At 57.6% G+C, this 25824-nt stretch carries 26 protein-coding genes; 12 read left to right on the forward strand and 14 right to left on the reverse strand.

Features of this window, described 5'->3' with window-relative positions; translation table 11 throughout:
- Nucleotides 1-4 precede the first annotated feature (4 nt).
- The 3 genes from IB213_RS01855 to IB213_RS01865 are packed head-to-tail and all read left to right on the forward strand — an operon-like array spanning nt 5 to nt 3661.
- Nucleotides 5-970 (forward strand): ABC transporter permease, encoded by a 966-nt coding sequence (locus IB213_RS01855; protein WP_191722651.1) that lies wholly within the window; start codon nt 5-7, stop codon nt 968-970.
- Between the two features lie 10 nt (nt 971-980).
- Nucleotides 981-1922: an ABC transporter permease gene (locus tag IB213_RS01860; protein WP_191722652.1), complete on the forward strand. Its 942-nt coding sequence runs from the start codon at nt 981-983 to the stop codon at nt 1920-1922.
- A 2-nt stretch (nt 1923-1924) separates the two neighbouring features.
- Nucleotides 1925-3661 (forward strand): ABC transporter ATP-binding protein, encoded by a 1737-nt coding sequence (locus tag IB213_RS01865; protein WP_192405212.1) that lies wholly within the window; start codon nt 1925-1927, stop codon nt 3659-3661.
- 538 nt (nt 3662-4199) lie between these two features.
- On the opposite strand, the gene IB213_RS01870 is transcribed toward IB213_RS01865, so the two are convergent.
- The 4 genes from IB213_RS01870 to IB213_RS01885 all read right to left on the reverse strand — a co-directional run bounded on the left by IB213_RS01870 (nt 4200) and on the right by IB213_RS01885 (nt 7211).
- Entirely contained in the window at nt 4200-4640 is a 441-nt protein-coding gene (locus IB213_RS01870; protein WP_192405213.1) for a hypothetical protein, read from the reverse strand.
- 378 nt (nt 4641-5018) lie between these two features.
- Nucleotides 5019-5561, reverse strand: a complete 543-nt coding sequence (locus IB213_RS01875; RefSeq protein ID WP_192405214.1) for a GNAT family N-acetyltransferase — start codon at nt 5559-5561, stop codon at nt 5019-5021.
- A gap of 273 nt (nt 5562-5834) precedes the next feature.
- Nucleotides 5835-6131, reverse strand: a complete 297-nt coding sequence (locus IB213_RS01880; protein WP_192405215.1) for a hypothetical protein — start codon at nt 6129-6131, stop codon at nt 5835-5837.
- Between the two features lie 129 nt (nt 6132-6260).
- Complete coding sequence (locus IB213_RS01885; RefSeq protein ID WP_192405216.1) at nt 6261-7211, reverse strand: LysR substrate-binding domain-containing protein; 951 nt, start codon at nt 7209-7211, stop codon at nt 6261-6263.
- Nucleotides 7212-7302: 91 nt separating this feature from the next.
- Between IB213_RS01885 and IB213_RS01890 the strand changes: the two genes are divergently transcribed.
- Together IB213_RS01890 and IB213_RS01895 are read left to right on the forward strand one after the other, a co-directional pair.
- Nucleotides 7303-8055: a sulfite exporter TauE/SafE family protein gene (locus tag IB213_RS01890; protein ID WP_192405217.1), complete on the forward strand. Its 753-nt coding sequence runs from the start codon at nt 7303-7305 to the stop codon at nt 8053-8055.
- A 167-nt stretch (nt 8056-8222) separates the two neighbouring features.
- A complete protein-coding gene (locus IB213_RS01895; protein WP_192405218.1) occupies nt 8223-8747 on the forward strand; it encodes a hypothetical protein in 525 nt (174 codons plus the stop codon).
- Between the two features lie 117 nt (nt 8748-8864).
- Here IB213_RS01895 and IB213_RS01900 read toward each other — a convergent pair whose 3' ends face one another.
- Nucleotides 8865-10073: a serine hydrolase gene (locus IB213_RS01900; protein WP_192405219.1), complete on the reverse strand. Its 1209-nt coding sequence runs from the start codon at nt 10071-10073 to the stop codon at nt 8865-8867.
- A gap of 914 nt (nt 10074-10987) precedes the next feature.
- Nucleotides 10988-11590: a hypothetical protein gene (locus IB213_RS01905; protein WP_192405220.1), complete on the reverse strand. Its 603-nt coding sequence runs from the start codon at nt 11588-11590 to the stop codon at nt 10988-10990.
- Between the two features lie 505 nt (nt 11591-12095).
- Between IB213_RS01905 and IB213_RS01910 the strand changes: the two genes are divergently transcribed.
- The gene (locus IB213_RS01910) at nt 12096-12773 is read left to right on the forward strand and encodes an ankyrin repeat domain-containing protein (protein ID WP_192405221.1); all 678 of its coding nucleotides are present in this window, start codon (nt 12096-12098) and stop codon (nt 12771-12773) included.
- Between the two features lie 374 nt (nt 12774-13147).
- Here the strand turns inward: IB213_RS01910 and IB213_RS01915 are convergent, their stop codons facing one another.
- A complete protein-coding gene (locus IB213_RS01915) occupies nt 13148-13711 on the reverse strand; it encodes a fasciclin domain-containing protein (protein ID WP_191722663.1) in 564 nt (187 codons plus the stop codon).
- A 319-nt stretch (nt 13712-14030) separates the two neighbouring features.
- Nucleotides 14031-14534: a DUF2501 domain-containing protein gene (locus IB213_RS01920; RefSeq protein WP_192405222.1), complete on the reverse strand. Its 504-nt coding sequence runs from the start codon at nt 14532-14534 to the stop codon at nt 14031-14033.
- A gap of 297 nt (nt 14535-14831) precedes the next feature.
- Here IB213_RS01920 and IB213_RS01925 point away from each other — a divergent pair, with 297 nt between their 5' ends.
- The 3 genes from IB213_RS01925 to IB213_RS01935 are packed head-to-tail and all read left to right on the forward strand — an operon-like array spanning nt 14832 to nt 17783.
- Complete coding sequence (locus tag IB213_RS01925; RefSeq protein ID WP_191722665.1) at nt 14832-15818, forward strand: tripartite tricarboxylate transporter substrate binding protein; 987 nt, start codon at nt 14832-14834, stop codon at nt 15816-15818.
- Nucleotides 15819-15821: 3 nt separating this feature from the next.
- Nucleotides 15822-17039 (forward strand): M20 aminoacylase family protein, encoded by a 1218-nt coding sequence (locus IB213_RS01930; RefSeq protein ID WP_192405223.1) that lies wholly within the window; start codon nt 15822-15824, stop codon nt 17037-17039.
- Nucleotides 17040-17048: 9 nt separating this feature from the next.
- A complete protein-coding gene (locus IB213_RS01935; protein WP_191722667.1) occupies nt 17049-17783 on the forward strand; it encodes a phosphoribosyltransferase in 735 nt (244 codons plus the stop codon).
- A gap of 68 nt (nt 17784-17851) precedes the next feature.
- Here IB213_RS01935 and IB213_RS01940 read toward each other — a convergent pair whose 3' ends face one another.
- The 3 genes from IB213_RS01940 to IB213_RS01950 form a co-directional block, all read right to left on the reverse strand.
- Entirely contained in the window at nt 17852-18538 is a 687-nt protein-coding gene (locus IB213_RS01940; protein ID WP_192405224.1) for a DUF4136 domain-containing protein, read from the reverse strand.
- A gap of 206 nt (nt 18539-18744) precedes the next feature.
- The gene (ttcA, locus tag IB213_RS01945) at nt 18745-19716 is read right to left on the reverse strand and encodes a tRNA 2-thiocytidine(32) synthetase TtcA (protein WP_370551135.1); all 972 of its coding nucleotides are present in this window, start codon (nt 19714-19716) and stop codon (nt 18745-18747) included.
- 5 nt (nt 19717-19721) lie between these two features.
- Nucleotides 19722-20096 carry a dihydroneopterin aldolase gene (locus IB213_RS01950; RefSeq protein WP_192405226.1) on the reverse strand — a complete coding sequence of 125 codons (375 nt, stop codon included), beginning with the start codon at nt 20094-20096 and terminating at the stop codon, nt 19722-19724.
- Nucleotides 20097-20248: 152 nt separating this feature from the next.
- Here IB213_RS01950 and IB213_RS01955 point away from each other — a divergent pair, with 152 nt between their 5' ends.
- The 3 genes from IB213_RS01955 to trxC all read left to right on the forward strand — a co-directional run bounded on the left by IB213_RS01955 (nt 20249) and on the right by trxC (nt 22191).
- The gene (locus IB213_RS01955) at nt 20249-21352 is read left to right on the forward strand and encodes a class I SAM-dependent methyltransferase (protein WP_225560922.1); all 1104 of its coding nucleotides are present in this window, start codon (nt 20249-20251) and stop codon (nt 21350-21352) included.
- Between the two features lie 21 nt (nt 21353-21373).
- Complete coding sequence (locus IB213_RS01960) at nt 21374-21580, forward strand: DUF2905 family protein (protein WP_191722671.1); 207 nt, start codon at nt 21374-21376, stop codon at nt 21578-21580.
- Nucleotides 21581-21747: 167 nt separating this feature from the next.
- Nucleotides 21748-22191 carry a thioredoxin TrxC gene (gene trxC / locus IB213_RS01965; protein WP_192405227.1) on the forward strand — a complete coding sequence of 148 codons (444 nt, stop codon included), beginning with the start codon at nt 21748-21750 and terminating at the stop codon, nt 22189-22191.
- A gap of 202 nt (nt 22192-22393) precedes the next feature.
- On the opposite strand, the gene IB213_RS01970 is transcribed toward trxC, so the two are convergent.
- From IB213_RS01970 to IB213_RS01980, 3 genes are all read right to left on the reverse strand, one after another.
- Nucleotides 22394-23545, reverse strand: a complete 1152-nt coding sequence (locus IB213_RS01970) for an aminotransferase class V-fold PLP-dependent enzyme (protein ID WP_192405228.1) — start codon at nt 23543-23545, stop codon at nt 22394-22396.
- Between the two features lie 35 nt (nt 23546-23580).
- The gene (locus IB213_RS01975; RefSeq protein ID WP_191722679.1) at nt 23581-23985 is read right to left on the reverse strand and encodes a DUF779 domain-containing protein; all 405 of its coding nucleotides are present in this window, start codon (nt 23983-23985) and stop codon (nt 23581-23583) included.
- Nucleotides 23986-24180: 195 nt separating this feature from the next.
- Nucleotides 24181-25701 (reverse strand): aldehyde dehydrogenase family protein, encoded by a 1521-nt coding sequence (locus IB213_RS01980; protein ID WP_192405229.1) that lies wholly within the window; start codon nt 25699-25701, stop codon nt 24181-24183.
- Nucleotides 25702-25824: the final 123 nt, after the last annotated feature.

Consider the following 25824-nt stretch of genomic DNA (forward strand, 5'->3'; position numbering starts at 1 on the left):
CAACATGCTGGTCCATCTGCTGCGCAGACTGGGCCAGTCAGTTTTGGTACTGCTGGCCGTCTCGCTTATTTCCTTCATGGTGTTTCGCCATATTGGTGACCCCACCATCAGCTTGTTAGGCGAAGACGCCACGCTGGAAGAACGCACAGCCCTGGTTGAAGACCTGGGCTTTAACAAATCCGTCCCCATGCAATACCTGGCCTATGTGGGCAAGGTCGTGCAGGGGGATCTGGGTATCTCCTACCGCCTCAAGCGCCCCGTGGCCGAGGTGATTGCCGAGCGCCTGCCAGCCACTCTGGAGCTGGCAATGACTGCGGCCTTTTTTGCACTGCTCATTGGCGTGGTTCTGGGGGTCTATACCGCCATCAAGAAAGATGGCTGGCTCAGTCGCTCCATCATGACGGTCTCGCTGGTCGGGGTCTCACTGCCCACGTTTTTGATTGGTATCGGCCTGATTTACGTGTTTGCTGTCGAGCTGCGCTGGCTGCCTTCCTTTGGCCGGGGCGAGACGGTCGACATCGGGGGCTGGCAAACGGGTTTTCTCACTGCTTCGGGCTGGGCCGCACTCATCATGCCGGCCATCACGCTGGGCTTTTACAACATGACGCTGATCATGCGCCTGGTGCGTGCCGAGATGCTGGAGGTGCTGCGCTCGGACTACATCCGCTTTGGCCGCGCGCGCGGTCTGCATGAAAAGAGCCTGTACTTTGGCCACGCGCTGCGCAACACGCTCATTCCCGTCATCACCATTGCGGGTCTGCAAATTGGCTCGCTGATTGCCTTTGCCATCGTGACGGAAACCGTGTTCCAGTGGCCCGGCGTTGGCTTGCTGTTCATCTCCTCGGTGCAGGGTGTCGATGTGCCCTTGATTGCGGCTTATCTGATGTTCATTGCGCTGTTGTACGTGGTGATCAATCTGTTCGTGGACTTTTTGTATGTGCTGGTGGACCCCCGCCTGCGAAAGAAATAAGGGGGCAGCAATGACTGAATCTGTGAAACAAGACGTGGCGCTGCCCACGGGCTGGAAAGCCAGCGACTCGCCAGTCAAGCGCGCCTTTGCCAAGTCGCGCCTGGTGCAAGTGGCTGCCGCTGTGCTGGCTCTGCTGGTGCTGGCCACCATCTGCGCGCCGCTGCTGGCACTGCACAACCCGTTTGATCCGGGCAGCCTGGATTTGATGGATGCCTTCACCCCGCCCTGGAGCCAGGGCATGGGCGAGATGTTCTACCCGCTGGGCGCTGACGATCAGGGCCGCGACGTGTACTCGGCCATCCTGTATGGCCTGCGCATGTCGGTGTTTGTGGGTGTGGCTGCCGTGGCGCTGTCGCTCATCATTGGCGTGCCTCTGGGCCTGATTGCCGGTTATGCCGGTGGCTGGTTTGACACGCTGCTGATGCGCATTGCCGATGTGCAGCTGACTTTCCCGGTCATTTTGGTGGCGCTGCTGATCTTTGGCATTGCCCGTGGCTTGTTGCCCGAGGGCTACCGCGATGACATGGCCGTGTTTGTCATCATCGTCGCCATTGGCCTGTCTGACTGGGTGCAGTACGCGCGCACGGTGCGGGGTGCGGTCATGGTGGAAAAGCAGAAAGACTATGTGCTGGCCGCCCAGCTCATTGGCCGCTCGCAAACCGCCATCCTCACCAAGCACATCCTGCCCAATATGCTGGCCCCCATCCTAGTGATTGCCACCATCAGCTTTGCGCACGCCATCGTGGCCGAATCCACGCTGTCGTACCTGGGTGTGGGCCTGCCGCCCACTGCGCCGTCGCTGGGCACACTGATCCGTATCGGCCAGAGCTTCCTGTTCTCGGGTGAATGGTGGATTTTGCTGTTCCCCTCGCTGGTGCTGCTGGCACTGGCCCTGTCCGTAAACCTCGTCGGCGACTGGCTGCGCGACGCTTTGAACCCCAAGCTGCAATGAACATGACAACAGACACACACAACCCCGTGCCTGATGCGGTTGCCGTGCTGCGGGTGCGCAATCTCAGCGTCACGTTTGATACCTACAAAGGCCCCGTGCATGTGCTGCACGATGTCTCCTTTGACATCTGGCCCGGAGAAATTCTCGGCGTGGTGGGGGAGTCGGGCGCAGGCAAGTCCATGACGGGCTCTGCCGTCACCGGCTTGATTGAAGCGCCCGGTCGCATCTCCAGCGGCACGGTAGAGCTGCGCGGCCTGCGTATCGACAACTTGCAGGGGGAAGAGCTGCGCCGCATTCGTGGCAAGCGCATTGGCACCATCTTTCAAGATCCGCTGACCAGCCTGAACCCGGTCTACACCGTGGGCGACCATCTGGTAGAAACCATTCGCACGCACCTGCCCGTGTCAGAAAAAGAAGCCCAAGCCCGCGCCCTGGCGCTGCTGCAAGAGGTGGAAATTCCGCACGCCAAAGAGCGCATGGCCCAGTACCCGCACCAGTTCTCCGGTGGCATGCGCCAGCGCGTAGCCATTGCACTGGCCCTGTGTGCCGAGCCAGAACTCATCATTGCGGATGAGCCCACCACGGCGCTTGACGTCTCGGTGCAGGCACAAATCATTGCGCTGCTGCGCAAGGTCTGCAAAGAGCGCGGCGCAGCTGCCATGCTCATCACGCACGACATGGGTGTGATTGCCGAAACGGCCGATCGCGTCATGGTCATGTACCACGGCCGTGTGCTGGAAACCGGTGCGGTGCGCCAGGTGCTGGATGCCCCGCGTGACCCCTACACGCAGGTGCTGATGGCCGCCATTCCCAGCGTGCATCAGCGGGTAGAACGCCTGCCGGTACCCGAGGTTGGCGGTGGGCCAGTGGCTAAAGCGGTGCCGTGGACGCCGAAAGAAGCTGCAGCTGGTGCTAGCGACGCAAGCGTTCGGCCACTTGTAGAGGTCAAAGACCTGTGCAAGGACTATGACCTGTCCTCTGGCTGGCTGGCCCGCCTGCTGGCGCGCGAGGAAAAGAAAATCCTCAAGGCCGCTGACCACGTCAGCTTCAATATCCGCAAAGGCACCACCTTTGGGCTGGTGGGCGAGTCTGGCTCGGGTAAATCCACGGTGGCACGCATGGTGGCAGGCCTGACGCCGCCGACCAGCGGCACCATTTTGTTTGATGGCGTGGACAAGTGGAGCCCTGCGGCGCAAACCGTGGCCATGCGCCGCCGGTTTCAGATGATCTTTCAAGATCCGTATGCCAGCTTGAACCCGCGCTGGACGGTGGAGCAACTGATTGCAGAACCGCTGGTGGTGCTGGGCATCACGCAGACCAGGGAAGAAACCGCCGCCCGCGTCCAGGAAGCCCTGCGTCGTGTGCGCATGAAGCCCGACGACGTCACCAAGTACCCGCACCAGTTCTCTGGCGGCCAACGCCAGCGCATTGCCGTGGCGCGTGCTTTGGCCAGCCAGCCCGAGTTCATCATCTGTGATGAACCCACCTCAGCGCTGGACGTATCGGTGCAGGCACAGGTGCTGAACCTGATGCGTGATCTGCAGGACGAGTTTGGCCTGACCTATCTGCTCATCAGCCACAACCTCGCAGTGATTCGCCACATGTGTGATGACATTGGCGTCATGCAGCGGGGCAAGCTGGTGGAAGTAGGTGATGCACAGGTGGTGCTGGATGACCCGCAACACGCCTATACCAAGGATTTGATGGCGGCGATTCCGGATATTGCGCACGTGCATTGAGCGGGCTGCTTTTGGAAAGCTGGCTTTAAATCTTTCAGGTTTGGCTCGAAGGCCCACAGCTTAGGTTGTGGGCCTTTTTTATGGATGATTGCTTTTGGGCTCTAGCGCTTGTATGGCATGCGTTAGTAGTTATGGCTCGTGCTTCTTTTTAATTGTTTGTTGTTGCACTCTTGTCCGAGGCCGGTAGTCGACCAGCGGTGACCCGATTTCTTTTGCTTCGTCAAAAGAAAACGGGGAAAGAAAAGACGACGCTTGCAGAGGGCTTGTCAGGCGGAACTCGCGGCGTTCCTTCGTCACTCTGCTCAAACAACCGCCGCAAATATGAAGGACTTCTACAAAGCCAACGTGCGACGCATGCGCTTTGGTCATTGAAACGGAGATGTTCTAGAGACTGCTTACGACCGATTGCAGTCGTTCGTGCCTCGGCGGCAAATGTCTGCTGCGCATCGATTGCTGTCATTGATACAGGCAAGTCCACCAACCACCTCATGACACTCCTCGGCCCCTTGATCCTGCGAGCAGGATCAAGGGGCCGCGCTTATACCTTGGCGAGGAAGGCCGCCGCATCACCAGCTTCACACTTCCAGTCTGCGAAGACCCCAACCAGATTGCATTCCACGCAGTGGCAAGCGATGTAGTACCAGCGCACGTCATGTGTGCCCTTGTACACGGAGACGCCGGACATCAGCTCGAACACCTCGTTCTCGCACACGCACTGGTGCGCCTCGGGGGTGGCCTCTTCAACGTAGTCCGCGCTGTCGCCCATCAGGTGTTCTTGCCCGCAGTCGGAGCAGGTGCGGATAGCCACGCCGGCTTCTTCATCGGTCTGCAGCGCAAAAGTCCGGCACCCGCAATCGCATTTGGACGAGGCAAACCGGACGGCCTCATGGCGATTCGCAACGCTGTAGCTGCGCAGTTCGGCTTGCGTGTCGCCGGACGTCGTCCCGTACCAGAACTCGCCCTTCTTCGTCAGTGACATTGATGCTTTTCCATTCTTCAAGGTGGGCTTCCCGGCAGACCTGACGCCAGGCTTGGTCCAATCATCTGGATTTTGCCTGAAGGCACGGTGAATCGTCGTCAAGGCGGTGGGTCGGGGTCGCCTCCGACAAGGGCAGCGGAAAACCTTGAATGCCAATTCTTGGAGATTGCAGCCAGAGTCCATCAAGTTCAGCTGTTGATTGCCGCCAAGATTCGGAGTTGAAGCCCCTACGTCAGCGCTAGTCTAGATCTGCTGTTCGCGGTTAACTCCCGGACGACAGCTTCTGACCGTTTGCGGCAGTCGCTAACGACCCAAAGCGGACATACCTTCAGCACTTTTCTTGATGTCAAATGTCGCTGTGATGAACTCCGACAGAGGTCAACCGAATGACTCGTTAAGACTGGGTCTTATGTTGCGCTGAAGCGAACGCCACATGTGAACCTTGGCTTTGTAGCCATCTGGAGTAAGGATGGCCATAGGCTCAAGCCCAAACACTTGGAACCCCATGGATTGGTAGAGACTTATTGCAGGTTCATTGCCTTCGGTGACCGTAAGAGTGAGTTGACGGATGCTTTCCTTCGCTTCAGAGTAGGTTATGGCTGCTTCGAGTAAGGCACGGCCTATGCCCAATCCTCTGACTTTTGAGTCAACGAACATGCCAATGATCTTCGCTTTGTGCTTGGTTTTAGGCTTTTCCGAGAACTGCAGAGCAACCGTTCCAACGAGATCATGGTCATCGAATGCGCCAAACGCAGCTTCTAAACCCGTGGGATCAGCCACGCGCTTAATCCAAAAAGCATCGGGTTCTGCAGCTCTTTCTTCAGCGGTGGAAGTGAAAGCGTCTGCTGCAAGCTCATACGCTTGCAGCATCAGCCTTCGATACATCACCGCATCAGCTGCTTTGAGAAGCGTGACATGCATATCTTCTGAAATCTAAATAGTTTTAGGAGTGGGTATAACTGAAAACGCAAGTCAGCTAAACATCTCTGACAGCGAGTTAGCGCTTGTATTAAACAGCACCGCAGTGCAGATGTGCGGACGGGTGTAGAGGGCAACATCCTTATTCATGCGAAATAAATGTCTGCGTTCTTCTGAGATTCAGTAGTCCAAGCTCATGGACTGCTTCTGGCCGGACTGCGACAGTCGCAAATCCACCCAGCCATTGGTGCTCATCCTGTAGCAACCGAGCTAGCGTCAGTCTTTTAGTTGTGCAGCAAACATTGTGTTTCCGAGAAACCCTCTGCCAGCAACTCCAATCCGAAAGGCGATTTCTTGCCGAAGATGCTCTGCATTCTTGTTCTCGCCCTCTTTGGGTAACGAGATGAATGAAGACGCAGCATTTGAAGGGTTCAATTCAGCAACCAACAATGCTTCTCCCCCATTCTTGGTGACAAGCTCTACACGATTGATGGGGCTCCTTGCGTGCAGGATGTACGACTGATCTGAGCCAAACATCTCAAGAGCATAGGAGCGCTGCTTTGGCTTAAACAAGGCTGTGCCCCATCGAAATGGTCACTTGCCCACTGGCGGCATCCAGCTCTGGCCGCCGCTAAGCGGCCATCAGGGATTCTCGAAAGCTGCCGCTCAAAGTTCACTCTGGTGAAGACCGTGCCTCATCTGTCACGTAGCAGGTTTGCACACTTCGCGAAGTGCCTGAGCGAAAACCGCATCAGCCTCACGCAGGGACTCCTCGGCCCTGCGAAACAACGTGACAGGCGGCAGCGTCCAGCCAAAACGGTGTGCTGTTACGCCCACACCTACCAAGCGGGCCAATTCGTCAGCGACGTCTGCAGGGACGATGGAAACAGCCCGCTCATTGGCTGCAATCAACTCGCCAATAACTTTCGCGGAAAGACTCTCCACGATGGGAGCCGGAGGGGTTACGCCCGAGCGTAGAAAAAAGTCGGTGATCTGCTCGCGCATTGGGGTATCGCGCTGCCCTAGCACCCAGTCCAGTTGTGCCAGCTGCGGCCAAGATAGTGGGCTTCGGCCCAATCGAGTTGCCAAGCGCCGATGTGCCACCAGACGTGGCTCTTGTTGGTATAGCACTTCATGCACTAAACCATCCATCGATAGGATGGCCGATGTACGGCCAATCACGCAGTCCAGCTCATGTCCACGTAATAGTTCGAGCAGATGGTCACTTGTGCCTTCATGGATCGTCACCGTAATGCTGCGGTCCTGTGGTCGCGTGCGGGCAATGGCTGCAGCCAGTAGCCGGCCGGGGATGAACGGAATCACGCCCACATGCAAGTGGGCCGCGCGACCGACGCCAGCAGACTCCATGTCGCACACCCAGTGCCCAAGGTCCTTGAGCATGGACCGCGAGCGAGTGAGTGCCACCTCCCCAAGTGCCGTGGGTGTCATGCCGCGCGCAGAGCGTAAAAAAAGGGGGGCACCGAACATTGCTTCCAGTTCGGCCAGTGCGTGTGTTACTGCAGGTTGACTGGTCGCCATGTACTCTGCCACGCGAGTCAGCGAGCCATGTTGCGCGATCAGTTGCAGCAGTGTCAGGTGACGCATCTTGAGCCGTGAAGATAAACGCGCAAGCAGTTCATTGGAAGCAGTCATAGTCTCATTAGAAAATAGTTATGGAGCAATACTAAAACCAAATGATTTTGTTATTTAGCCTCTCCATAATTAATAGACGGAGTGGAAAAGCATGCATTCAATCTATTTTGTAGTAGCACTAGGCGCTGTGGTCGCGGGGTTCGTCCAAGGGCTGTCTGGCTTTGCTTTTGGTTTGGTCGCTATGTCATTTTGGGCTTGGACGCTTGAGCCGCGCTTGGCCGCTGTACTCGCGGTTTTCGGTGCATTGACCGGGCAGATTATTGCGGCCGTCACAGTGCGGCGAGGCTTCGAGATTCAGCGTTTACTGCCGTTCGTGCTGGGTGGTCTGGCAGGCGTACCCTTAGGTGTTCTGCTACTTCCTCAACTTGACGTGAACTGGTTCAAGGCGATATTGGGCATGCTGCTCGTTGTGTGGTGCCCGGCAATGTTGATGGCGAAGAATTTGCCTCACATCAAATCTGGGGGCCGGCTAGCCGATGGCGCTGTGGGTCTGGCAGGTGGCGTGATGGGGGGCATTGGCGGCTTCACGGGTACGCTGCCCACCCTTTGGTGCACGCTGCGTGGCTTCGACAAGGATGAGCAGCGTGCGGTGATCCAAAACTTCAACCTGTCGATGCTACTGGTGACGATGGGCTGCTATGGCGCCACAGGATTGGTGACCAAGGACATGCTCCCGTTATTTGCAGTGGTGGCACCGGCAATGCTGGTGCCCACGCTGCTCGGCGCTCGCCTGTATATCGGCATCAGTGAAGTCCGATTCCGGCAGGTTGTGCTGGGGCTCCTGACGGTATCGGGCATCGCATTGCTAGCATCAGCACTGCCACAGTTGCAGGGCCAGTTTTAAAGACGGCTGTTGGCCTGTCACTGCCATAAACCACAAGGCGTGAATCTCTGCCTACGAGTGCGTAAGCGTCGCGTGAGGTCAACATAAAAACCAAATCTCCGGCGGCTGTTTGAGCGGAGCGCTGCAAGCGCGCAGCGAGTTCCGCCGGAAGCCGTCGGCAGACGCGCTTGCTGGGTGCCTTTCTTGTCGCGGACAAGAAAGTTACTCGCCCGCCGGTGCGACAAACCGGCCTCTGTCAAAAGCATCCAGCAGAAAATCAAAAAAAGCACCAAAAAAGTCACCAAACAACGTGGATTGCCCAAGCCTATCTAGGCAAACTCTGGTCGATTCAACAAGGAGTGCACACCGTGGCTTATGAACACAGCTCTGGCTCCGCCGATGGACGCTTTGCATTGCTGCTCGAAGAATGGGAAGCCAGAAACACCCACTGGGTAGCGTCTCCACAGCTGTGCAATGCAAGCAACGCGAAGGTCTTGTTTCAGCCTGAGAGAACATGGTCGGTAGATGGCGCGGCTTGGGCGGGTGCGCAATTGCGCGTCGTGCTGAGCAAGTATCCCGGGGGGCAGACCCGGCCAACTTTGGTCACTTTCATTGACTGTGAACGCGAAGTTGCACGCGTGGAGGAGGGCTGTGAAGTGCCGCTCGGTGCGCTGGAACCAGAGTTGAACCGATTTCTTTTAAGAGCGAGGTGACCGCTGCTGCCAGTAACTGTCAATAGTTGCCAGCAGCGGTCACTGCAAAGCATGCTTGCGCTTGAGACTGCGAAAAGTCATTCAAGCCTAGGGCTGCAGTGACCACTGACCCGGCCATTATTTGGCCGGCAGCGCGGCCTCTTGGTCGATGGCGTTTTTTACCTCGCGGTAGAAGTTCTCGCGTGCTTCGCTGGCCACGGGGTCTCGCGCACCGCCTGCCCAGTTGGCGTTGGACACGATCACCAGTTTGCGCTGGGGATCGATGAAGATGCCCTGACCAAAAATGCCGCGTGCTGTGTAGCTGCCGTCGTCATAGGTCCACCACTGGTAGCCGTAGCCGCGCCCCGCAAGGCCAATATCGGCGTGCTTGGTGGTCGCTTCACTCCACCAGTCGTCTGGCACGATGCTCTGGCCGTTGACCTGCGAACCATTGAGTATGAACTGGCCCAGGCGGGCGTAGTCGCGTGGCGAGGCTTGCACGCAGCAGCCGCCAATCTCCTTGCCGGTTTTGCTCAGAAGCCAGGTGGCCTGCTGCTCCATGCCTGCAGGGCCCCACACTTTCTCTGCCAGATAAGTGGCCAAAGGCTTTTGGGTAGCCTGCTGTACCAGCGTGCCCACCAGATTGGTCTCGCCCGTGCTGTACAGCCAGCGGGTGCCGGGTGGCGCCTCGCGCGGAAGCTGGCGCATGTAGCTCACCAGTGCTTCCATGCCTTGCTCTGGCTGGTGGCTGTTGAACTTGGCTACGTCCGAGTTGGGGTCGGCATAGTCTTCATTCCACTTTACGCCCGAGGTCATGGTCAGCAACTGGCGTACGGTGACGTCGTCGTAGGCAGAGCCCTTGAGATCGGGAATGTAGATGCTGACATGGTCGTCCAGGCTTTTAATGAATCCGTCCTTCAGCGCTGCGCCCACCAGCGTAGAGGTGAACGATTTGGCAACGGAAAAGCTGGTCCAGCGGCCCGAGCCATCAAAGTCCAGGCCATAGCGTTCCAGGCGCAGCTTGCCGTCATGTAGCACCAGCAGTGCGGCACTGCGCTGGCCTGCCATGTAGGCGTCTATATCGCTTTTGAGCTTGAGAGGCTCGCCTTGCGGCAAGGGGGAGGGGGTGCCACTGACTGGCACTACATTCACCTTGGCCAGGAAGGGAATGCGGTCCAGCGCGCGAAAGGCGGCGTCGCGTTGCGGTTCGGTCCAGAACAGTACATCGCGATTAGTGGGCACTGTGGCCAGCAGCCCGCGTGTCTCTTTGTCCAGACTGAACCAGCCGCCCACGGCGGCAGCCCCTGAAATTGCCAAGATGCCCAGCACCACTTTTTTCAAAGCCATGTCCGTCTCCTTGTTGTTGGTGTCAATCAGCTACCCATAGCGTGGGCAGCGCGCTGTATAGCGATTTCACACAGTAGCGTCTGGGCGGATTTAAGCAATGGATGCAGGCCGTAAGAGGGTAACGTTCAAGACAGTTCTGCCTCTACATGCAGCCAATCCTTGGATGCTTTGGTGATGTTGACTTACCACAAGCGACAGGCGCTCATGCTTTTGCGTGAACCTGCTGGTTGTCATAGCGCGCAAGCCCCTGTTGCTGAGAACGCTTGTGTCCAGAAGCTGGCATCTGCAGGTGCGCCTTGCTATGGGGTTTCAGGCATGCCGTGGAGTCGGAATGACTTCAGTGCAGGAGCTAGAGATCTGAGCGACTTTTGCGGCGTCAATCGATGGATCCACTGGCGCTGCTTCTGCACTTAGGTCAAGCGAACCAAGTGAGTCAGTGCTGCCAATACTCATTGAGCCCGCCCAGCGGTCAACCGAGTCCCAGCGCAAGCTGCGATGGCACCTGCGACGCGGAGTCATCAGCCTGATCAACGGTCTGGCATTTCTTGCCACAACGTTGAGTGCCTCTCGAAGGCTGGGTGGCTGCTGTTTTGCGAGAACGTTGCACCATAGCCTGGAGATCAGTGGGTGGGTGTCTTTGTGGCGCCGTATGGAGATGTTTCTATACGATGGGCGGCCCATTTTTGGCGACAAGATTTTTTATCGACGCATTCGCCAGAGTGCCTGTGCAAATCAGATACTCAGCGTAATTTTGAATTTAAGGTGAGTTTTATAAATTCTCTTAGCTACACACAGTCTTCAAATTTTTAAAGCTGAAGATTAATGTGTGATGATTGGAGATTTATTTTTTTGTTAATTTTGATTTAAATTCAGCGGGTGCTGAAGGTCACCCGCTGAATAAGTTTACTTTGTTTTTAGTTGTCGTAAATTACAACGCTATCGAGTACTTTGCGAGCATCTTCTATAAACTGATCGTCTTTTTTTGAGTCAATATATCTATGGTAATAACGCATTTCGAAGCCTAGCCCCTTGCGCTTAAGCAGGCCGCAGGAGATGACGTATTGCTCACTCCATTTTTTTTCTTGAGTTGCTTGATCTGGTTGTATGGATTCTAATAGGGTATAAATTCTTGCGCATCTACTTTCCTTTGGATCTTGAACTACATCAAACGCACTCAGTTTAAATTCCTTGCTGTCTTTATAACCTTCCACAAGATTGCTTTTGATATTATTTAAATAAGTTGACATTGGTGAGATGGGGACATCCAGGCGTATTGAATATGCTTCGATTTCTCTACTGTCTTCAGCAGAATCTGCATTCTTTTCTAGTGAGACAGACAAGCCGGATCTTTTAGTAGTCCAACCTTCCTCCTCTGGTGGTGCGAAACTCAGTCCAAAAGTTGCGCCCGTTGAGTCTTTGATTCCGACCATCACCATTTTTTTGTCACCACCGGTATCAGCATGAGCGGCTGCACAGGTCAATAACAGTGGAAAAGTTAGCAAGGTAAGGTACTTCAAAGCTATCTCCCTAAAAGTCATAATTGGGTTGGGAAAAATAAAAGAGACATGTTCACTTCGGATAAGACTATAAAAATATAAATATTAAGAAGCAAGTTTCTGTGGTAATAATTAGACATGGTTAATTTGTTACAAAAAATGCTGTGCCAATGAGCACGTGCACAAGCCATGCGTGTTTCAAAAAATATCAAGTCTTCGGCTATCTTTATGATCGGAGCGATGAACCTATTTCAGTCAACTCATAGCAGCACTAAAAAACAAAAAATAAGTTCAACATTTTTAGGTATCTATTCCAGATTCCGAAAGCGCTGATAGTTATTGCTTGCCAACCATTCACGCTACGCTGGAGGCGTCGCTGCTGCGCTTTACCTGAACCGCCAAGCTTCGCTAGCTAGCGGTGGCTGCTCTCACAGATAAATAATTGCATTCTTACTGGCCCTGCGTGAGTCCATCCCATCCCGATACCCGCACAGTTATGCACAATCGCCTGCAAGGAGGTAGAGCCATGTGCGTAAACCGTCGTCAATTTTTTGTGGGAGTCATGGTCATGGTGGGAATATCTTCTGCTCATGCGAATGCCGGGGAGGCGCTGGATGGCCAATTGCTTGCAGCGGCCTTGCAAGGCGATGCGGCAGTGGTGCATGCACTGCTGGCGCAAGGGGCCAACAAAGAGGTGCGCGATGGCAGCGGTGCCACGGCGTTGCTGATTGCCACGCACAACAACCATGTGGCAGTGGCCAGGGTGCTGATAGAAGCCGGTGCCAATGTGAATGCCAAAGACCGCATGCAGGACAGCCCTTATCTCTACGCTGGGGCACGTGGGCACAACGAGATTTTGAAGCTGACACTGGCACATGGTGCTGATTTGAAAAGTACCAATCGCTATGGTGGCACGGCACTGATTCCGGCGGCAGAGCGTGGGCACGTGGAAACCGTGCGGATCTTGATTGCAGCAGGCGTGGATGTGAACCACGTCAACAACCTGCACTGGACGGCGTTGATGGAGGCCATTGTGCTGAGCAACGGTGGCCCGCAGCATGTGGACATCGTGCGCCAGCTGGTAGATGCCAAAGCCGATGTGCACTTGGCAGATGCCCAAGGCGTTACGCCGCTGCAACACGCACGCCAGCGTGGGTATCAGCAGATCGAAGAGATTTTGCTGCGTGCAGGCGCTCAACGCTGAATGAGCGCGGGTATCAGCGCATGCAGCCGGTCCTAGGCGCTAGAGCATGTGAAGTGTTTGCCCTTGCACGCCCACAGGCCTGCTGCGTGACTTTGCAACGCAATGCTGCCTCCAGCTGTGCGCAGCCAGGGCATACGGCGTTTCATGGGGTGCTGCTGCCCCTGCCAATGGTCAGCAGTCGCTAAGAGGGCATCAATAAAAAGGCTTGAAATCGTGTGAAGTTTCAAGCCTTTTGAGCGACTGGCGTTGATGTGGCCAGCGTGAGCCGCTTGATTTTTGAAGTGCCTGCCTGTGGCTTTAGTGCCCCAAGGGTGCACAGATAGCAGGGCCGCTGCAAAAGCCCATGCAAAGCCTTTGCAGCACTGGCCGCGCTATCACTTGGGCAGCAATACCTTGTCGATGACGTGAATCACGCCATTGGACTGGTACACATCAGCAATGGTCACGGTGGCCGTGCCGCCTTTTTCATCGGTCAGCATGATTTTTTTGCCGTTTGATTTGGCCGTCAGGGTGCCGCCGCTGACGGTTTTCACCATGGCCTTGCCTTTGCCGTCCTTGATCATTTTGCTCAGGGCTGCGGCATCCCACTTGCCCGGTACCACGTGGTAAGTGAGGATGGTGGTCAGCATGCCTTTGTTTTCGGGTTTGAGCAAAGTGTCAACCGTGCCTGCGGGCAGTGCGTCAAAGGCGGCGTTGGTTGGAGCAAAAACGGTGAATGGGCCCGGGCCTTTGAGGGTGTCAACCAGATCGGCAGCTTTGACGGCAGCGACCAGCGTGGTGTGGTCTTTGGAGTTGACAGCGTTGTCGATGATGTCTCTGGATGGCAGCATCGCTGCGCCTCCCACCATCACATCAGCCATAGCCGCAACGGATGTGGCTGACATTGCAATGGCCAGGCTGAACGAAGCCAATTTACGGGTAGTTTGAATCGAGACCATGGAGTGCTCCTTGATGGTTGCAAGCCGAAAAATGCCGGCTGATAGGAATACGCAGCAAATCCATGGCTGGATGCAAAGATTTTTTCTATTTCTGAGTTGCTGCATTGCATCACAAGGTGCATCCGGTGTATTGCACCAACTGGGTGCAGTAGCTGGCACGACACAGGATGTGGGCGCTGCGTGAGCGGGCCGGTCTTGGGTGTGTGGCACGCGAGCGTTGAAGCAAAGCCCACCATAAGAAAAGGCCTGCAATCTCGATTGCAGGCCGTTGTGTCTTGTAGCCCTTGCTGGGCAATTGATGGCAGTTACGTTTTATGGATCAAAGCAGTGACTTGGCGTTGTCCAGCACAAAATCACAGGCTTTTTCTTTCAGGTCACCTTTGAGCTTGTCCATGCTGAAGCTTTGCCCGTTGCTGCCGGTGATCATGCCGCCCAGCCCGTTCAGGTAGCCTTGGTCTTTGGGCGCTTCTTGCTTTTGCGTGCCCAAGCCCAGCTTGCCCAGCAACTGGTCTTTGACCTGCTGGGCTTTGTTGGCGTTCAGGTAGTTGTTCTTCATGCAGTAGGTAATAACGCCTGCTGCATTGCTGGCGGTGCCAGATGCCGGAACACCCAATGAAGAAAGCAGCCCGCCAGCGGCACCGCTGCCGCCCAGCAAGCCGCCCAGGGCTGAGGTTGTGCCGCTGTCACCGCTGGCGGTGGTGCTGCTGCCGCCCAGTTGCGAGGCTTGCTGGCGCAGGGTGTCGCCCCAGTTTGCGGCGTGTACCGACCAGGAAACTCCGCACAAAGTGCTCGCCATCAGGGCGGTGCTGATCCAGTGTTTCATCGTGAACTCCTAGCGTGCTGCAATGCCTCCAAGTTACCACGTGCGCCTGGTGTCGCTGTGTGCGGCAATGTGCTCATTTGCAAAAAAACACGTTGTAGATGGAGTTGCTGTACCCGGTAGAACACAGACGGTGTAGTGACTATCAACGCGCAATATTTGCAAAAAAATGCACAAGGGTAATTTCGGATTGCATAGTGTCTGACTGTCAGGCATCTATGCTGCGCCTGTGTCAAAATCGGCGCACTTTCACCCAGCAGGCGCTGCCCTGGCTGCCTGCGCATTACCCCCGCAGTTTCCATGTTCCGACGCATCTTTTTTTCTGCCGCCACGCTTGCGGCTGTTTCTGTTGCCTTGCCCCATGCGGCCCTTGCAGACAATGCGTGGCCAAAGCTCAAGCCCATTACGTTGATCGTGCCTTTTAGTGCCGGTGGCAATGTGGATTTTCAGGCCCGCCTCATTGGCCAGAAACTGAGCGAGCGTCTGGGGCAGTCTGTGGTGGTAGACAACGTGCCTGGTGCCGGCGGAGTCTTGGGGGTGAGCAAGGCGATCAATGCCAAGCCTGACGGTTACACCATCGTCATGGGTTTTGACGGCCCGGTCAGCGTAGCCCAGCTGGTGAACAAGGCGGTGAAATACGATGCGGAGCGCGATTTGCTGCCCATCGGGCAAGTCAGTGTGGCCCCCGTAGTGCTGATGGCACGCCCAGGTTTCCCGGCCCAGAACATGCAAGAGTTGATTGCGCTGGCCAAGGCCCAGCCGGGCAAGATTACCTATGGCACTTCGGGCGTGGGAACGGTGCTGCACCTGGCCATGGAAATGGTGCAGGAACGCGCCAAGGTGCAGATGGTGCATGTGCCTTACCGCGGTGGCGCGCAGATCATCAACGACGTGATGGGTGGGCAGGTGGACACGGGTTATCTGGTCACCACCAGTGCAACGCCGCTGGTGCAGCAGGGCAAACTGCATGCACTGGGTGTGACTTCGGCCCAGCGGATTGACTCTATTCCCAGCGTACCGGCATTCGCCGAGACACCTGTGCTCAAAGGCATGGAAATTAACACCTGGACTGGCCTGTTTGCCCCCAAGGGCACGCCAACTGCCGTGATCACCCGCCTGGCCTCTGAGCTGGATGCTGTGCTGAAGGCCCCGGATGTGCAGCAGCGTTTGAAGGATGGTGGTGCAACACCCGGCAGCGGTACGCCAGCGCAGTTTGCGGCTTTCCTGAAGAAGGAAAAAGCGGCCTATGCGGCCATCGTGACTTCGGCCAAGATTGAGCAGGAGTAAGCCATGGCTGCGCCCATCAATCCGGTCCACGCTGAGATACATCCACCCGTGATGCCAGAAATTGCAGCGATTGCTGCAGACATGCTGGCCTTGCGGCACGACTTGCACGCACACCCCGAACTGGCCTATCAGGAACACCGCACTGGCGACATCGTGGCCGCCAGGCTGACTGAGTGGGGTTATGAAGTGCACCGGGGCCTGGGTGACACCGGCGTGGTGGGCACGCTGCGCTGTGGCGATCACTTCAACGGCAAGCGTCTGGGGCTGCGTGCAGACATGGATGCGTTGCCGATCCGTGAGACCACAGGATTGCCTTACGCGAGCAGGCATGACGGGAAAATGCACGCCTGCGGGCATGACGGCCACACCGCAACGCTGCTTGCAGCGGCCAAGGTGATGGCTGAGCGCAAAGAACAGTTCAGCGGCACGCTGCACCTGATTTTTCAGCCCGCCGAAGAAGGCCATGGCGGCGCGCAGAAGATGGTGGACCAAGGGCTGTTTGAGCTGTTTCCCTGCGATGCGCTTTACGCTTTTCACAACGAACCCGGCTATCCGGCCGGCCAGTTCGGTTTTCGCTCGGGGGTGATGTATTCCAGCTCGGACACGGCCATCATCACCATCCACGGCAAAGGTGGTCATGGTGCGATGCCGCATGTGGCAGTAGACCCGATTGTGGTTGCTTCGCACCTGGTGCTGGCGCTGCAGACCATCCGTTCGCGCGAGATAGATCCCAACGACATGGCGGTGGTCACGGTCGGTGCCATCCATGCGGGGGATGCACCCAATGTGATTCCCGAGACCTGTGAGCTGCGCGTAACCATCCGCGCTCGCTGCCCGCAGGTGCGCCAGCAACTGCGTGAGCGCATCACGGCCATGGCCCATGCGCAGGCTGCGGTGCACCGTGCGACGGCACAAGTGGAGTACAAATGGCGCTATCCGCCCGTCATCAACGATGTGGCTGCCACGGATTTTGCGGTGAACGTCGCCCGTCATTTTCTGGGCGAGCAGTGGCTGATTCCCAATCTGCAGCCGCTGCAGGCCAGCGATGACTTCGCCATCATGCTCAACGCGGTGCCGGGCAACTACTTTATTGTGGGCAATGGTGTGGGTGAGGGCGGCTGCATGGTGCACAACGCAGGCTATGACTTCAACGACAACCTGCTGCCAGTGACTGCCAGCTACTGGGTGCAATTGGCACAGGCGTATCTGCGCCGTGATTGAGTTTTTTGTATGAACGTCACCGATCTTTCCAGCCAGAACCTGCCGGGTTTTGATGCCACCACCGACTATTGGCAGCGCACTGTCAGCGCCAGTGAGCTGACCCAGTCTCCACTGCCACCCTATGCCAGCAGCTACCCGGCCCGTTTGCCTGATGGGCGCTATCTGGTGCTGCCACTGCGCGGCATGCCCAGCCAGCCTGAGCGCTGTGTGGCCTCGCTGATTGCCAATCAGGCTTCTATCGACGTGGTGGAGCAACTGGCTGTGCACATGGCCCATGCAGCCAGGGAGCATGCGTTTGATGTGGTGGTGGGTCTGCCTACGCTGGGGCTGGCTTTTGCGCCACTGGTGGCCCGGCACCTGGGTCACAGCCGCTATGTACCACTGGGTTATTCGCGCAAGTACTGGTACAGCGAGGCGCTGTCCGAGCCGGTCAGCTCCATTACAACGCCGGGCAAGGGCAAACTGCTGTATGTGGACCCCAACCAGCTGCCATTGATTGCGGGTAAGCGTGTGCTGGTTGTGGACGATGCGGTCAGCTCTGGAACCACCATGGTTTCAGGCTTGAAACTGCTGGAGCGCTGTGGTGCTGATATTGCTGCAATTGCTGTGGCCATGCGCCAGGGCACACAGTGGCAGTCGCAACTGCGTCGCGCCGATGGCAGTGCCATTGCCGTGCTGGGGGCCTATGACTGCCCGCGCATGGAGCGGCGCGCCGATGGCTGGTGGCCTGAGCACACAGCTTGATCAACGACGCATAAAAAAACAGGCCCGCAGGCCTGTTTTTTTTAGGTACATCAGCACGCGCCAGTCAATCAGCGACCGCTAGAGCTGGTGGCTGCGGCAGGTGCTGGTGTGGGCGCTGCCTTGGCTGCTGCCGGCACAGGCTGCAGTAAGGTGCGCACCGTGCGTGTGCCTTGGCTTGGGTTGGGGAAGTCGGTCAACGCAGCATCAAACAAGACGTTCCAGATGACGTTGTCGTCCATCCACACCTCGTCGTAAGCCGCTGATGTCTCGTAGACGATTTTCTGGGTTTTCTGGTCACGCAGCACCAGTTTGACGCCACGGTAATAGACCATGGGGGGAGTGTCCATCCAGCCCATGCCCATTCCCATGCGAGGGCCGCCCCAGCCCATGCCCCAGCCAAAGCGGGGGCCATAGAACCAGTCGTCATAGGCTGGGTGGTAGGCACGCCCCTGGGTGGCGGTGGCACCCACTTGCACGACCAGTCGGGCCAGTTCAGGGCGGGGATCACGCGTCAGCCCCACGCGTTTGAGGGCGTTTTCTGCTGCTGCTTCAACCTTGGCGAAGCTTTGCTGCTGGGTTTGTGAGGGCAGCAGTTCCATGCGGTAGGTCGCTGGCAGCTGCACGTCCGCCATGCTGGAGTAGCTTTGCACGTTGGACGTAATCTCGCGTGGGCCGCTGGCGCAGCCTGCCAGTACGGCAGCACTGGCTAATAACGCAGTCATGGCCCATCGACGGGTGTGTGAGGTATATGTCATGAGAGTTACTCCTCTGAATCCTGTGCATACAACGCACAACAGTACCGTTTTGCTGACAAGTGGGTGCAAGCGGGGGAGCTTGCCAAACGTTGGTAGGAGGGACAATAACGCGGCCAAGTTCCCCGCCATGCAGGAAGGCAGCGCAGTACGTTGTCGCTCAAAGTAAAAAGCCCCGCAGAGCGGGGCTTGGATGGGGGCGCGCAGGCTTAGCTAATTTGTACCACCTGCACACCGCCGGGCAGTGCGGGTGTGGTGGGCAGCTCTTCATGGTCGAAAGCCATGTCACCGTTGGGATCGGCAATGCCAGTGGCCTTGGCGTCCTTGAAGTTGTGCAGCTCGGGGTCCATCATGTGGGTGGTCACTACGTTGCCCATGGCGCGGAACATGCTCTCGATGCGGCCGGGGAACTTCTTGTCCCACTCGCGCAGCATGTTGCCCACAGCCACGCGCTGCAGGCCGTCCTGGCTGCCGCACAGGTTGCAAGGAATGATGGGGAAGTTGTTGTACTGCGCCCAGCGGGTGGTGTCCTTCTCGGGCACATAGCACAGGGGGCGAATCACCACGTGCTTGCCGTCATCAGACACCAGCTTAGGGGGCATGCCCTTCATGCGGCCGCCGTAGAACATGTTCAGCATCAGTGTCTGCACGATATCGTCGCGGTGGTGGCCCAGTGCCACTTTGGTGCAGCCCAGACGGTCTGCCACCGAGTACAAAATGGCACGGCGCAGGCGCGAGCACAGGCCACAGGTGGTCTTGCCTTCTGGAATCACGCGCTTGACGACCGAGTAGGTGTCCTGCGTTTCGATGTGGTAGTCCACGCCGATGGACTGAAAGTACTCGGGCAGGATGTGATCGGGGAAACCGGGCTGCTTTTGGTCCAGATTGACGGCCACGATCTCGAACTTCACGGGCGCGCGCTTTTGCAGCTTGCGCAGAATGTCCAGCAGCGTGTAGCTGTCTTTGCCACCCGACATGCAGACCATGATCTTGTCGCCGTCTTCAATCATGTTGAAGTCCATCACGGCGCGGCCTACCTCGCGGCACAGGCGTTTTTCAAGCTTGATCTGCTCGCGCTCAATCTTGATCTTGCCGGGCTTGGCTTGGGCGTCAGTGTCGCCTTGGGGAGCTGCTTGCTCCGCATCTTCGGCAATCCAGGGGTTTTCAGTCACAGCGTTCATGGGGTTCACCATTGTCCGGTTTCGACGCGAATGGCAACTTCGCAGTCGTCAAAAATCTCAAGTTTGGTAATTTTTACGCGCACACCCTGTACACCGGGCAATGCCATCAATTGCTGTGCCAGCGTACCCGTCAGGCGCTCCAGCAGGTCGGTGTGACCGGCGGTGCACGTGCTGATGATGGTGTTGCGGGCCAGTCGGTAGTCCAGCACTTCGCTAATGTCGTCACTGGCGGGCAGCAAGGGCTGCACACCCATGTTCAGCTGTGCATCAACGCAGATGGGCTGGGCCGCCTCGCGCTCAAAGTCGAGGATGCCCAGACGCGCGTTCAGGCGCAGCCCTGTGAGCGAGATGGTGCGTTGACCTGTGGCGACAGACGACATGGTGGGTGCAAAGACACAGGCGTCAGGCCGGCATCCTTTGGCAATTTGCGTGTAAATTTTTGTGGGCGGGGACTGTCAAACTATCCCTTTTGCACGGTGCTTTCGCAGGTTTTACGAAGCCGGGGCTTTGCAAAGGCGACAATGCAGGGGTGATGACAGAACCCTCAAGTTTAACGAGCGCATTGCGTTCGCACATAGAAAAGGCCATTGCCCAAGCGGGTGGATGGATTGGTTTTGACCAGTTTATGGCCATGGCCCTCTATACGCCGGGCCTTGGTTACTACGCCAATGACACGGCCAAATTTGGCGTTTTGCCCACTTCGGGCAGCGATTTTGTCACTGCGCCAGAGATTTCGCCCGTGTTTGGGCAATTGCTGGCCGTACAAATCGCTGAGGCCTTGTCCAGGACCGGCACCCGCGAAGTCTGGGAGTTTGGCGCAGGCACGGGCGCGCTGGCGCTGCAAGTGCTCGATGAGCTGCAGCGTCTGGGCGTGCAGCTTGAGCGCTACACCATCGTGGACCTGTCTGGCACGTTGCGCGCACGCCAGCAAACCACGCTGGCTGGGCACGGCACCAAAGTGGTCTGGGCCAGCGAGCTGCCCGCTCAGATGCGCGGCGTGGTGATTGGCAACGAAGTGCTGGATGCCATGCCCGTGCAACTGCTTGCACGCAAGGGCGGCGTGTGGCACGAGCGCGGGGTAGCGCTGCAAGGCGGCGAGCTGGCATGGGCCGACCAGCCCACGCAACTGCGCCCGCCGATGGATGTGCAAGGCGAGCATGACTACGTGACCGAGATTCACCAGCAGGGCGAGGCCTTTATCCGCACGCTGGGCGCACACTTGGTGCAGGGCGCTGTGTTTTTGATTGACTATGGCTTTGGTGAGTCGGAGTACTACCACCCGCAGCGTCACATGGGCACCATGGTCTGCCACCGCCTGCACCAGATGGACGACAACCCGCTGGTGGAGCTGGGTCTGAAAGACATCACCGCTCACGTTAACTTCACTGGCACCGCCGTGGCCGCCCAAGACGCAGGCTTTGATGTGCTGGGCTACACCACGCAGGCGCACTTTCTCATCAACTGCGGGCTGCAGGCCAAGCTGGATGCGCTGGACACCGCTGGACGCGTGATGGCCGTCAAGCTGATGATGGAGCACGAAATGGGCGAGCTGTTCAAGGTGATTGGCCTGTCCAAGGGCGTAGATGCCTGGGACACGCTGGGCTTTGTGCATGGCGACCGCTCGCACAGGCTGTAAACCTCCGAAAGCGCTGGACCCATGATTCGCTGGATGTTGCTGGTTTTTATTGTGCTGGTGCTGATCAACAGCACCACGGACATCTTGCGCAGGGTGGGTCTGGGGCGACTGCCGGGGGATTTTTCATTCCGTTTGCTGGGGCGTGAGGTTTTTATTCCCTTTGCCAGCGCAGTGCTGGTTACGGTGCTGTTGTTCAGCATCATCAAGCTGATGGCCTGGTTGTTTTAATAAGTGAGCTGCCAAGGCTCTAAAACACTAGTTTTTAGATACTTTTGTACTTGAAATCATTGGTGTACAAGCGATGGATGCTTCTGTTTTTGAAATGCAGTTTGTCTGACTTGCAAACCCGAACGCTGGCACCATCTGCGCCAAGGCCACCTATTTAAGCTGCGTTTATGACCACCCAAGATCTCTTGCACGTCGTCTGCCCCCATTGCCACAAAACCAACCGCGTGGCACAGGCGCATTTGTTTTCACAACCTGCTTGCGGCAGTTGCCACCAGCCCCTGTTTACGGGCGAGCCCTTGCAGCTGGATGCAGAAAGCTTTGCCGCGCACATTGGCCGTAGCCATCTGCCTGTGGTGGTGGATTTCTGGGCTCCGTGGTGCGGGCCCTGCCGCATGATGGCCCCCGCTTTTGCGCAGGCTGCGCAGCAACTGGAGCCTCAGGTGCATTTGACCAAACTGGACACTGAGGCCTACCCGCATGTGGCAGCGCCTTATGGCATCCGCAGCATTCCTACCATGATTATTTTTCAGGGCGGCAACGAAATCGCCCGTATCTCAGGTGCGCTGCCTGCCGGCGAAATTGTGCGCTGGGTGAATTCGGTGGTCGCTTAAAAGCGCCATAGCCTGCACTGAACTCAGTGCAAGTTCTCGCCGCAATCGCTTGGCGGCCAGACTAGGGTAACGTGCCGAGCCCGCTGGCGATCATCGTCTTGGCGGCGTTGGGTAGCCGATCAAAGTACGGAAAGCAAAAGAATGATCGTGCCTGCCAGCACGCGGGCGGCTGCGTGCTGACGTGAATGATTGGTTGTGTGCGTCAAGCGGGCTGCAGGTGCTGGCCCAATGCCGACAAGGCCGCCTGCAATGCCTTGATTTCGGCTGGCGTGGTTTGCCAGCTCACGCTGGCGCGCACCACGCTGCCAAGGCTGCGGGCTTGCGTATCCAGCGGCGTAAAGCCCAGTGTATGCACGGCCACACTGATTTGCTGTTGTGCCAGGTGGTTTTGCACTTCAATGGCTGTGCAGCCATGTACCGTAAAGCTGGCGATGCCGCTGTGCGCAGCATGCGCATCGGCATCGTGCAGCTGCACATGGGGCAACGCTTGCAAAGCGCTGCGCAAGGATTGGCCGTTGTGCGCAATGGCTGCGTGGCGGGTGGCCCAGCCTGTGTGTTGTGCATGTTCCAGCGCCGCTTTCAGGCCCAGACGCAGCGCCAGCGCATGCTCTGACTGCTCCAGCACCAAGGTGTCGGCACGCAATTGGGGGCCCTGGGCGGTGATGGGGCAGGAGCGGTGGTCCACCACCATGGGGCGCAGCTGGGGCAGAAAGCTGCTGCGGATATACAGCACGCCAGTTCCGCGTGGCCCGCACAGCCATTTGCGGCCCGGTGCAGTCAGCGCATCGCATTGCAGCGCCTGTACATCGACAGGAATGTGACCCAGCGCCTGGGCTGCATCAATCACGTAGGTCACACCAAATTGTGCGCAGATGGCTCCCAAAGCGGCGGCGGGGTAAATGGTGGCACCGTTGGCGGGCACCCAGGTCAGCGCCACCAGTTTGATGCGAGGGTCTGCGGCCAGTTTGCGCTGCAGGCCTTCCAGATCCAGCGTGCCATGTACATCGCAAGGAATCTCTTCCAGCACTACCCCGGCACGTTGCTGCAGCTGGTGCAGCATGGCCACGTTGCCGCCCCATTCGCCGCGTGTAATGAGTATTTTGTCTCCAGCTTGCCAGGGCATGGCGGTGATCACCGAGTTCCAGCCGTGGCTGTTGCCGGTAGTCAGGGCAATTTCAGAGGGCTGGCAGTGCAGCAGGCTCGCTAGCAAGGTGTAGAGCTTTTGGGCCTCGGGCTGTGCTGCCTGCGCTGCGTAGTAGGCGCCTTGCTTCATTTCCTGGCGCAAGTGGGCGGTGATGGCGTCGATGGAAGATTCGGGCGCAAGGCCGCCTGCGGCCTGATTGAAATAGATCATGGGTGTGCAAAAGCCTGGGTAACAATCACTCCATCCTAGTGCTTGGCCCGCTCTTGTGCGCTGCGTCGATGGGCATCTTCTTGAACCAGCATGGCCAGTTCGGCATCGTCAAACAGCCGAGAGCGTGTGAGGAAGGCTTTGCCCTCTGGTCCTTCGAGTGACAAGGTGCCACCGCCGTGGCCGTCGATCACGTCGATGATGAGCTGGGTGTGTTTCCAGTACTCAAATTGCGAGGTGCTCATGTAAAACGGCAGCCCTCCAATATCGCCCATGTACTGGTCGCCGGGGCCGATGGTCAGCTCGCCCTCGATATAGCAATTGGCCGCACTGTTATCGCAGCAGCCGCCTGATTGGTGAAAGAACAGGCGCGGCCCGTGCTTGGCGCGCAGCACATCAATCAACGCCAGCGTGTCAGGCGTTGCGATCACGCGTTCGACCATGGTGTGCTCCTTGATGTGGTGTTTGAGAGCCTAACTTTTGCTAGGCAAGGTAAGCGCTAACGGTCAGTTGATTCTGAATTCAAGCAGGGCTTCAAGGTTGCCGCAGCACTCCGCAGGCGAGGCGCACCATCAAAGGCAGTAGCAGCGCTACGACGAGATGGTGCAACGAAGCATCCGGGGTGCTACGACAGCCGATCAGAAGAAGCCAAGTTTGGATTCGGAATAACTCACCAGCAAATTCTTGGTCTGCTGGTAGTGGTTGAGCATCATCTTGTGGTTCTCGCGCCCAATGCCCGATTCCTTGTAACCACCAAAAGCCGCGTGCGCCGGGTAGTGGTGGTAGCAGTTGGTCCATACACGGCCAGCCTTGATGGCGCGGCCCATGCGGTAGGCCACGTTGCCGTTGCGGCTCCACACACCGGCACCCAGTCCATACAGCGTGTCGTTGGCCAGCTCCAGTGCTTCGGCTTCGGTTTTGAAGGTGGTGACCGCCAGCACGGGGCCAAAGATTTCTTCCTGAAAAATGCGCATCTTGTTGTGGCCCTTGAAGATGGTGGGCTGCACGTAGTAGCCGCCTTCCAGCCCCTGGCCCAGTTGGGCCTGTGCGCCACCAATCAGTACCTGGGCACCTTCTTGCTTGCCCAGGTCCAGGTACGACAAGATTTTGGTCAGCTGCTCTTTGCTGGCCTGTGCGCCCATCATGGAGTTGGGGTCCAGTGGGTTGCCGTGCTTGATGGCCGCCACGCGCTGGAGCACCCGCTCCATGAACTTGTCGTAGATGGACTCGTGAATCAGTGCGCGGCTGGGGCAGGTGCAGACTTCGCCTTGGTTGAAGGCAAACAGCACCAGCCCTTCAATGGCCTTGTCGAGGAAGGAGTCGTCCTTGTCCATCACATCGGCAAAGAAGATGTTGGGCGACTTGCCCCCCAGCTCCAGCGTGGCGGGAATCAGGCTGTTGGCGGCGGCCTGCGCAATCACGCGGCCGGTGCTGGTAGAGCCGGTAAAGGCAATCTTGGCAATGCGCTTGCTCTGCGCCAGCGGCATGCCAGCCTCGCGGCCAAAACCGTTGACGATGTTGAGCACGCCCGGCGGCAGCAAATCGCCAATCAAGCCCGCCAGCACAAGAATGCTGATGGGGGTTTGCTCAGCTGGTTTGAGCACCACGCAGTTGCCTGCGGCCAGTGCGGGGGCCAGCTTCCAGGCGGCCATCAGGATGGGGAAGTTCCACGGAATGATCTGTCCGACCACGCCCAGTGGCTCGTGGTAGTGGTAGGCCACGGTGTCGGTGTCCACCTCGCTGATGCCGCCTTCCTGGGTGCGGATGGCCCCTGCAAAGTAGCGAAAGTGGTCAGCGGTCAGTGGAATGTCGGCATTGAGCGTCTCGCGGATGGCTTTGCCGTTGTCAATGGTTTCCACATAGGCCAGCAGCTCGCGGTTGGCGTCAATGCGGTCGGCAATCTGCAGCAAAATGTTGCTGCGTTCCGTGACCGATTTTTTGCCCCATGCATCGGCGGCGGCATGGGCTGCATCCAGTGCTTTTTCAATGTCGGCTGCCGTGCCGCGTGCAGCCTTGGTGTAGACGCTGCCGGTGATGGGTGTCACGACATCAAAATAAGTGCCAGTGGCGGGGGGGACCCACTGCCCGCCAATGTAGTTGTCGTACTGGGCTTGGTATTGGTGCAGCGCACCGGACTGGCCGGGAAGAACATAAGACATGGCAGCATTCCTGAACGTGAAGGGTTGCAGACAAAAGCCTGTACATGTTCGCTCTTCTGGCTGGCCTTGTGCCTGATGGAATTCCCTCGCCTTGTCTGGCTTTAGCGCTGCTTTGTGTAACAG

The organism is Comamonas sp. CMM02 (genome assembly GCF_014851485.1).
GTDB lineage: Bacteria > Pseudomonadota > Gammaproteobacteria > Burkholderiales > Burkholderiaceae_C > Comamonas > Comamonas avium.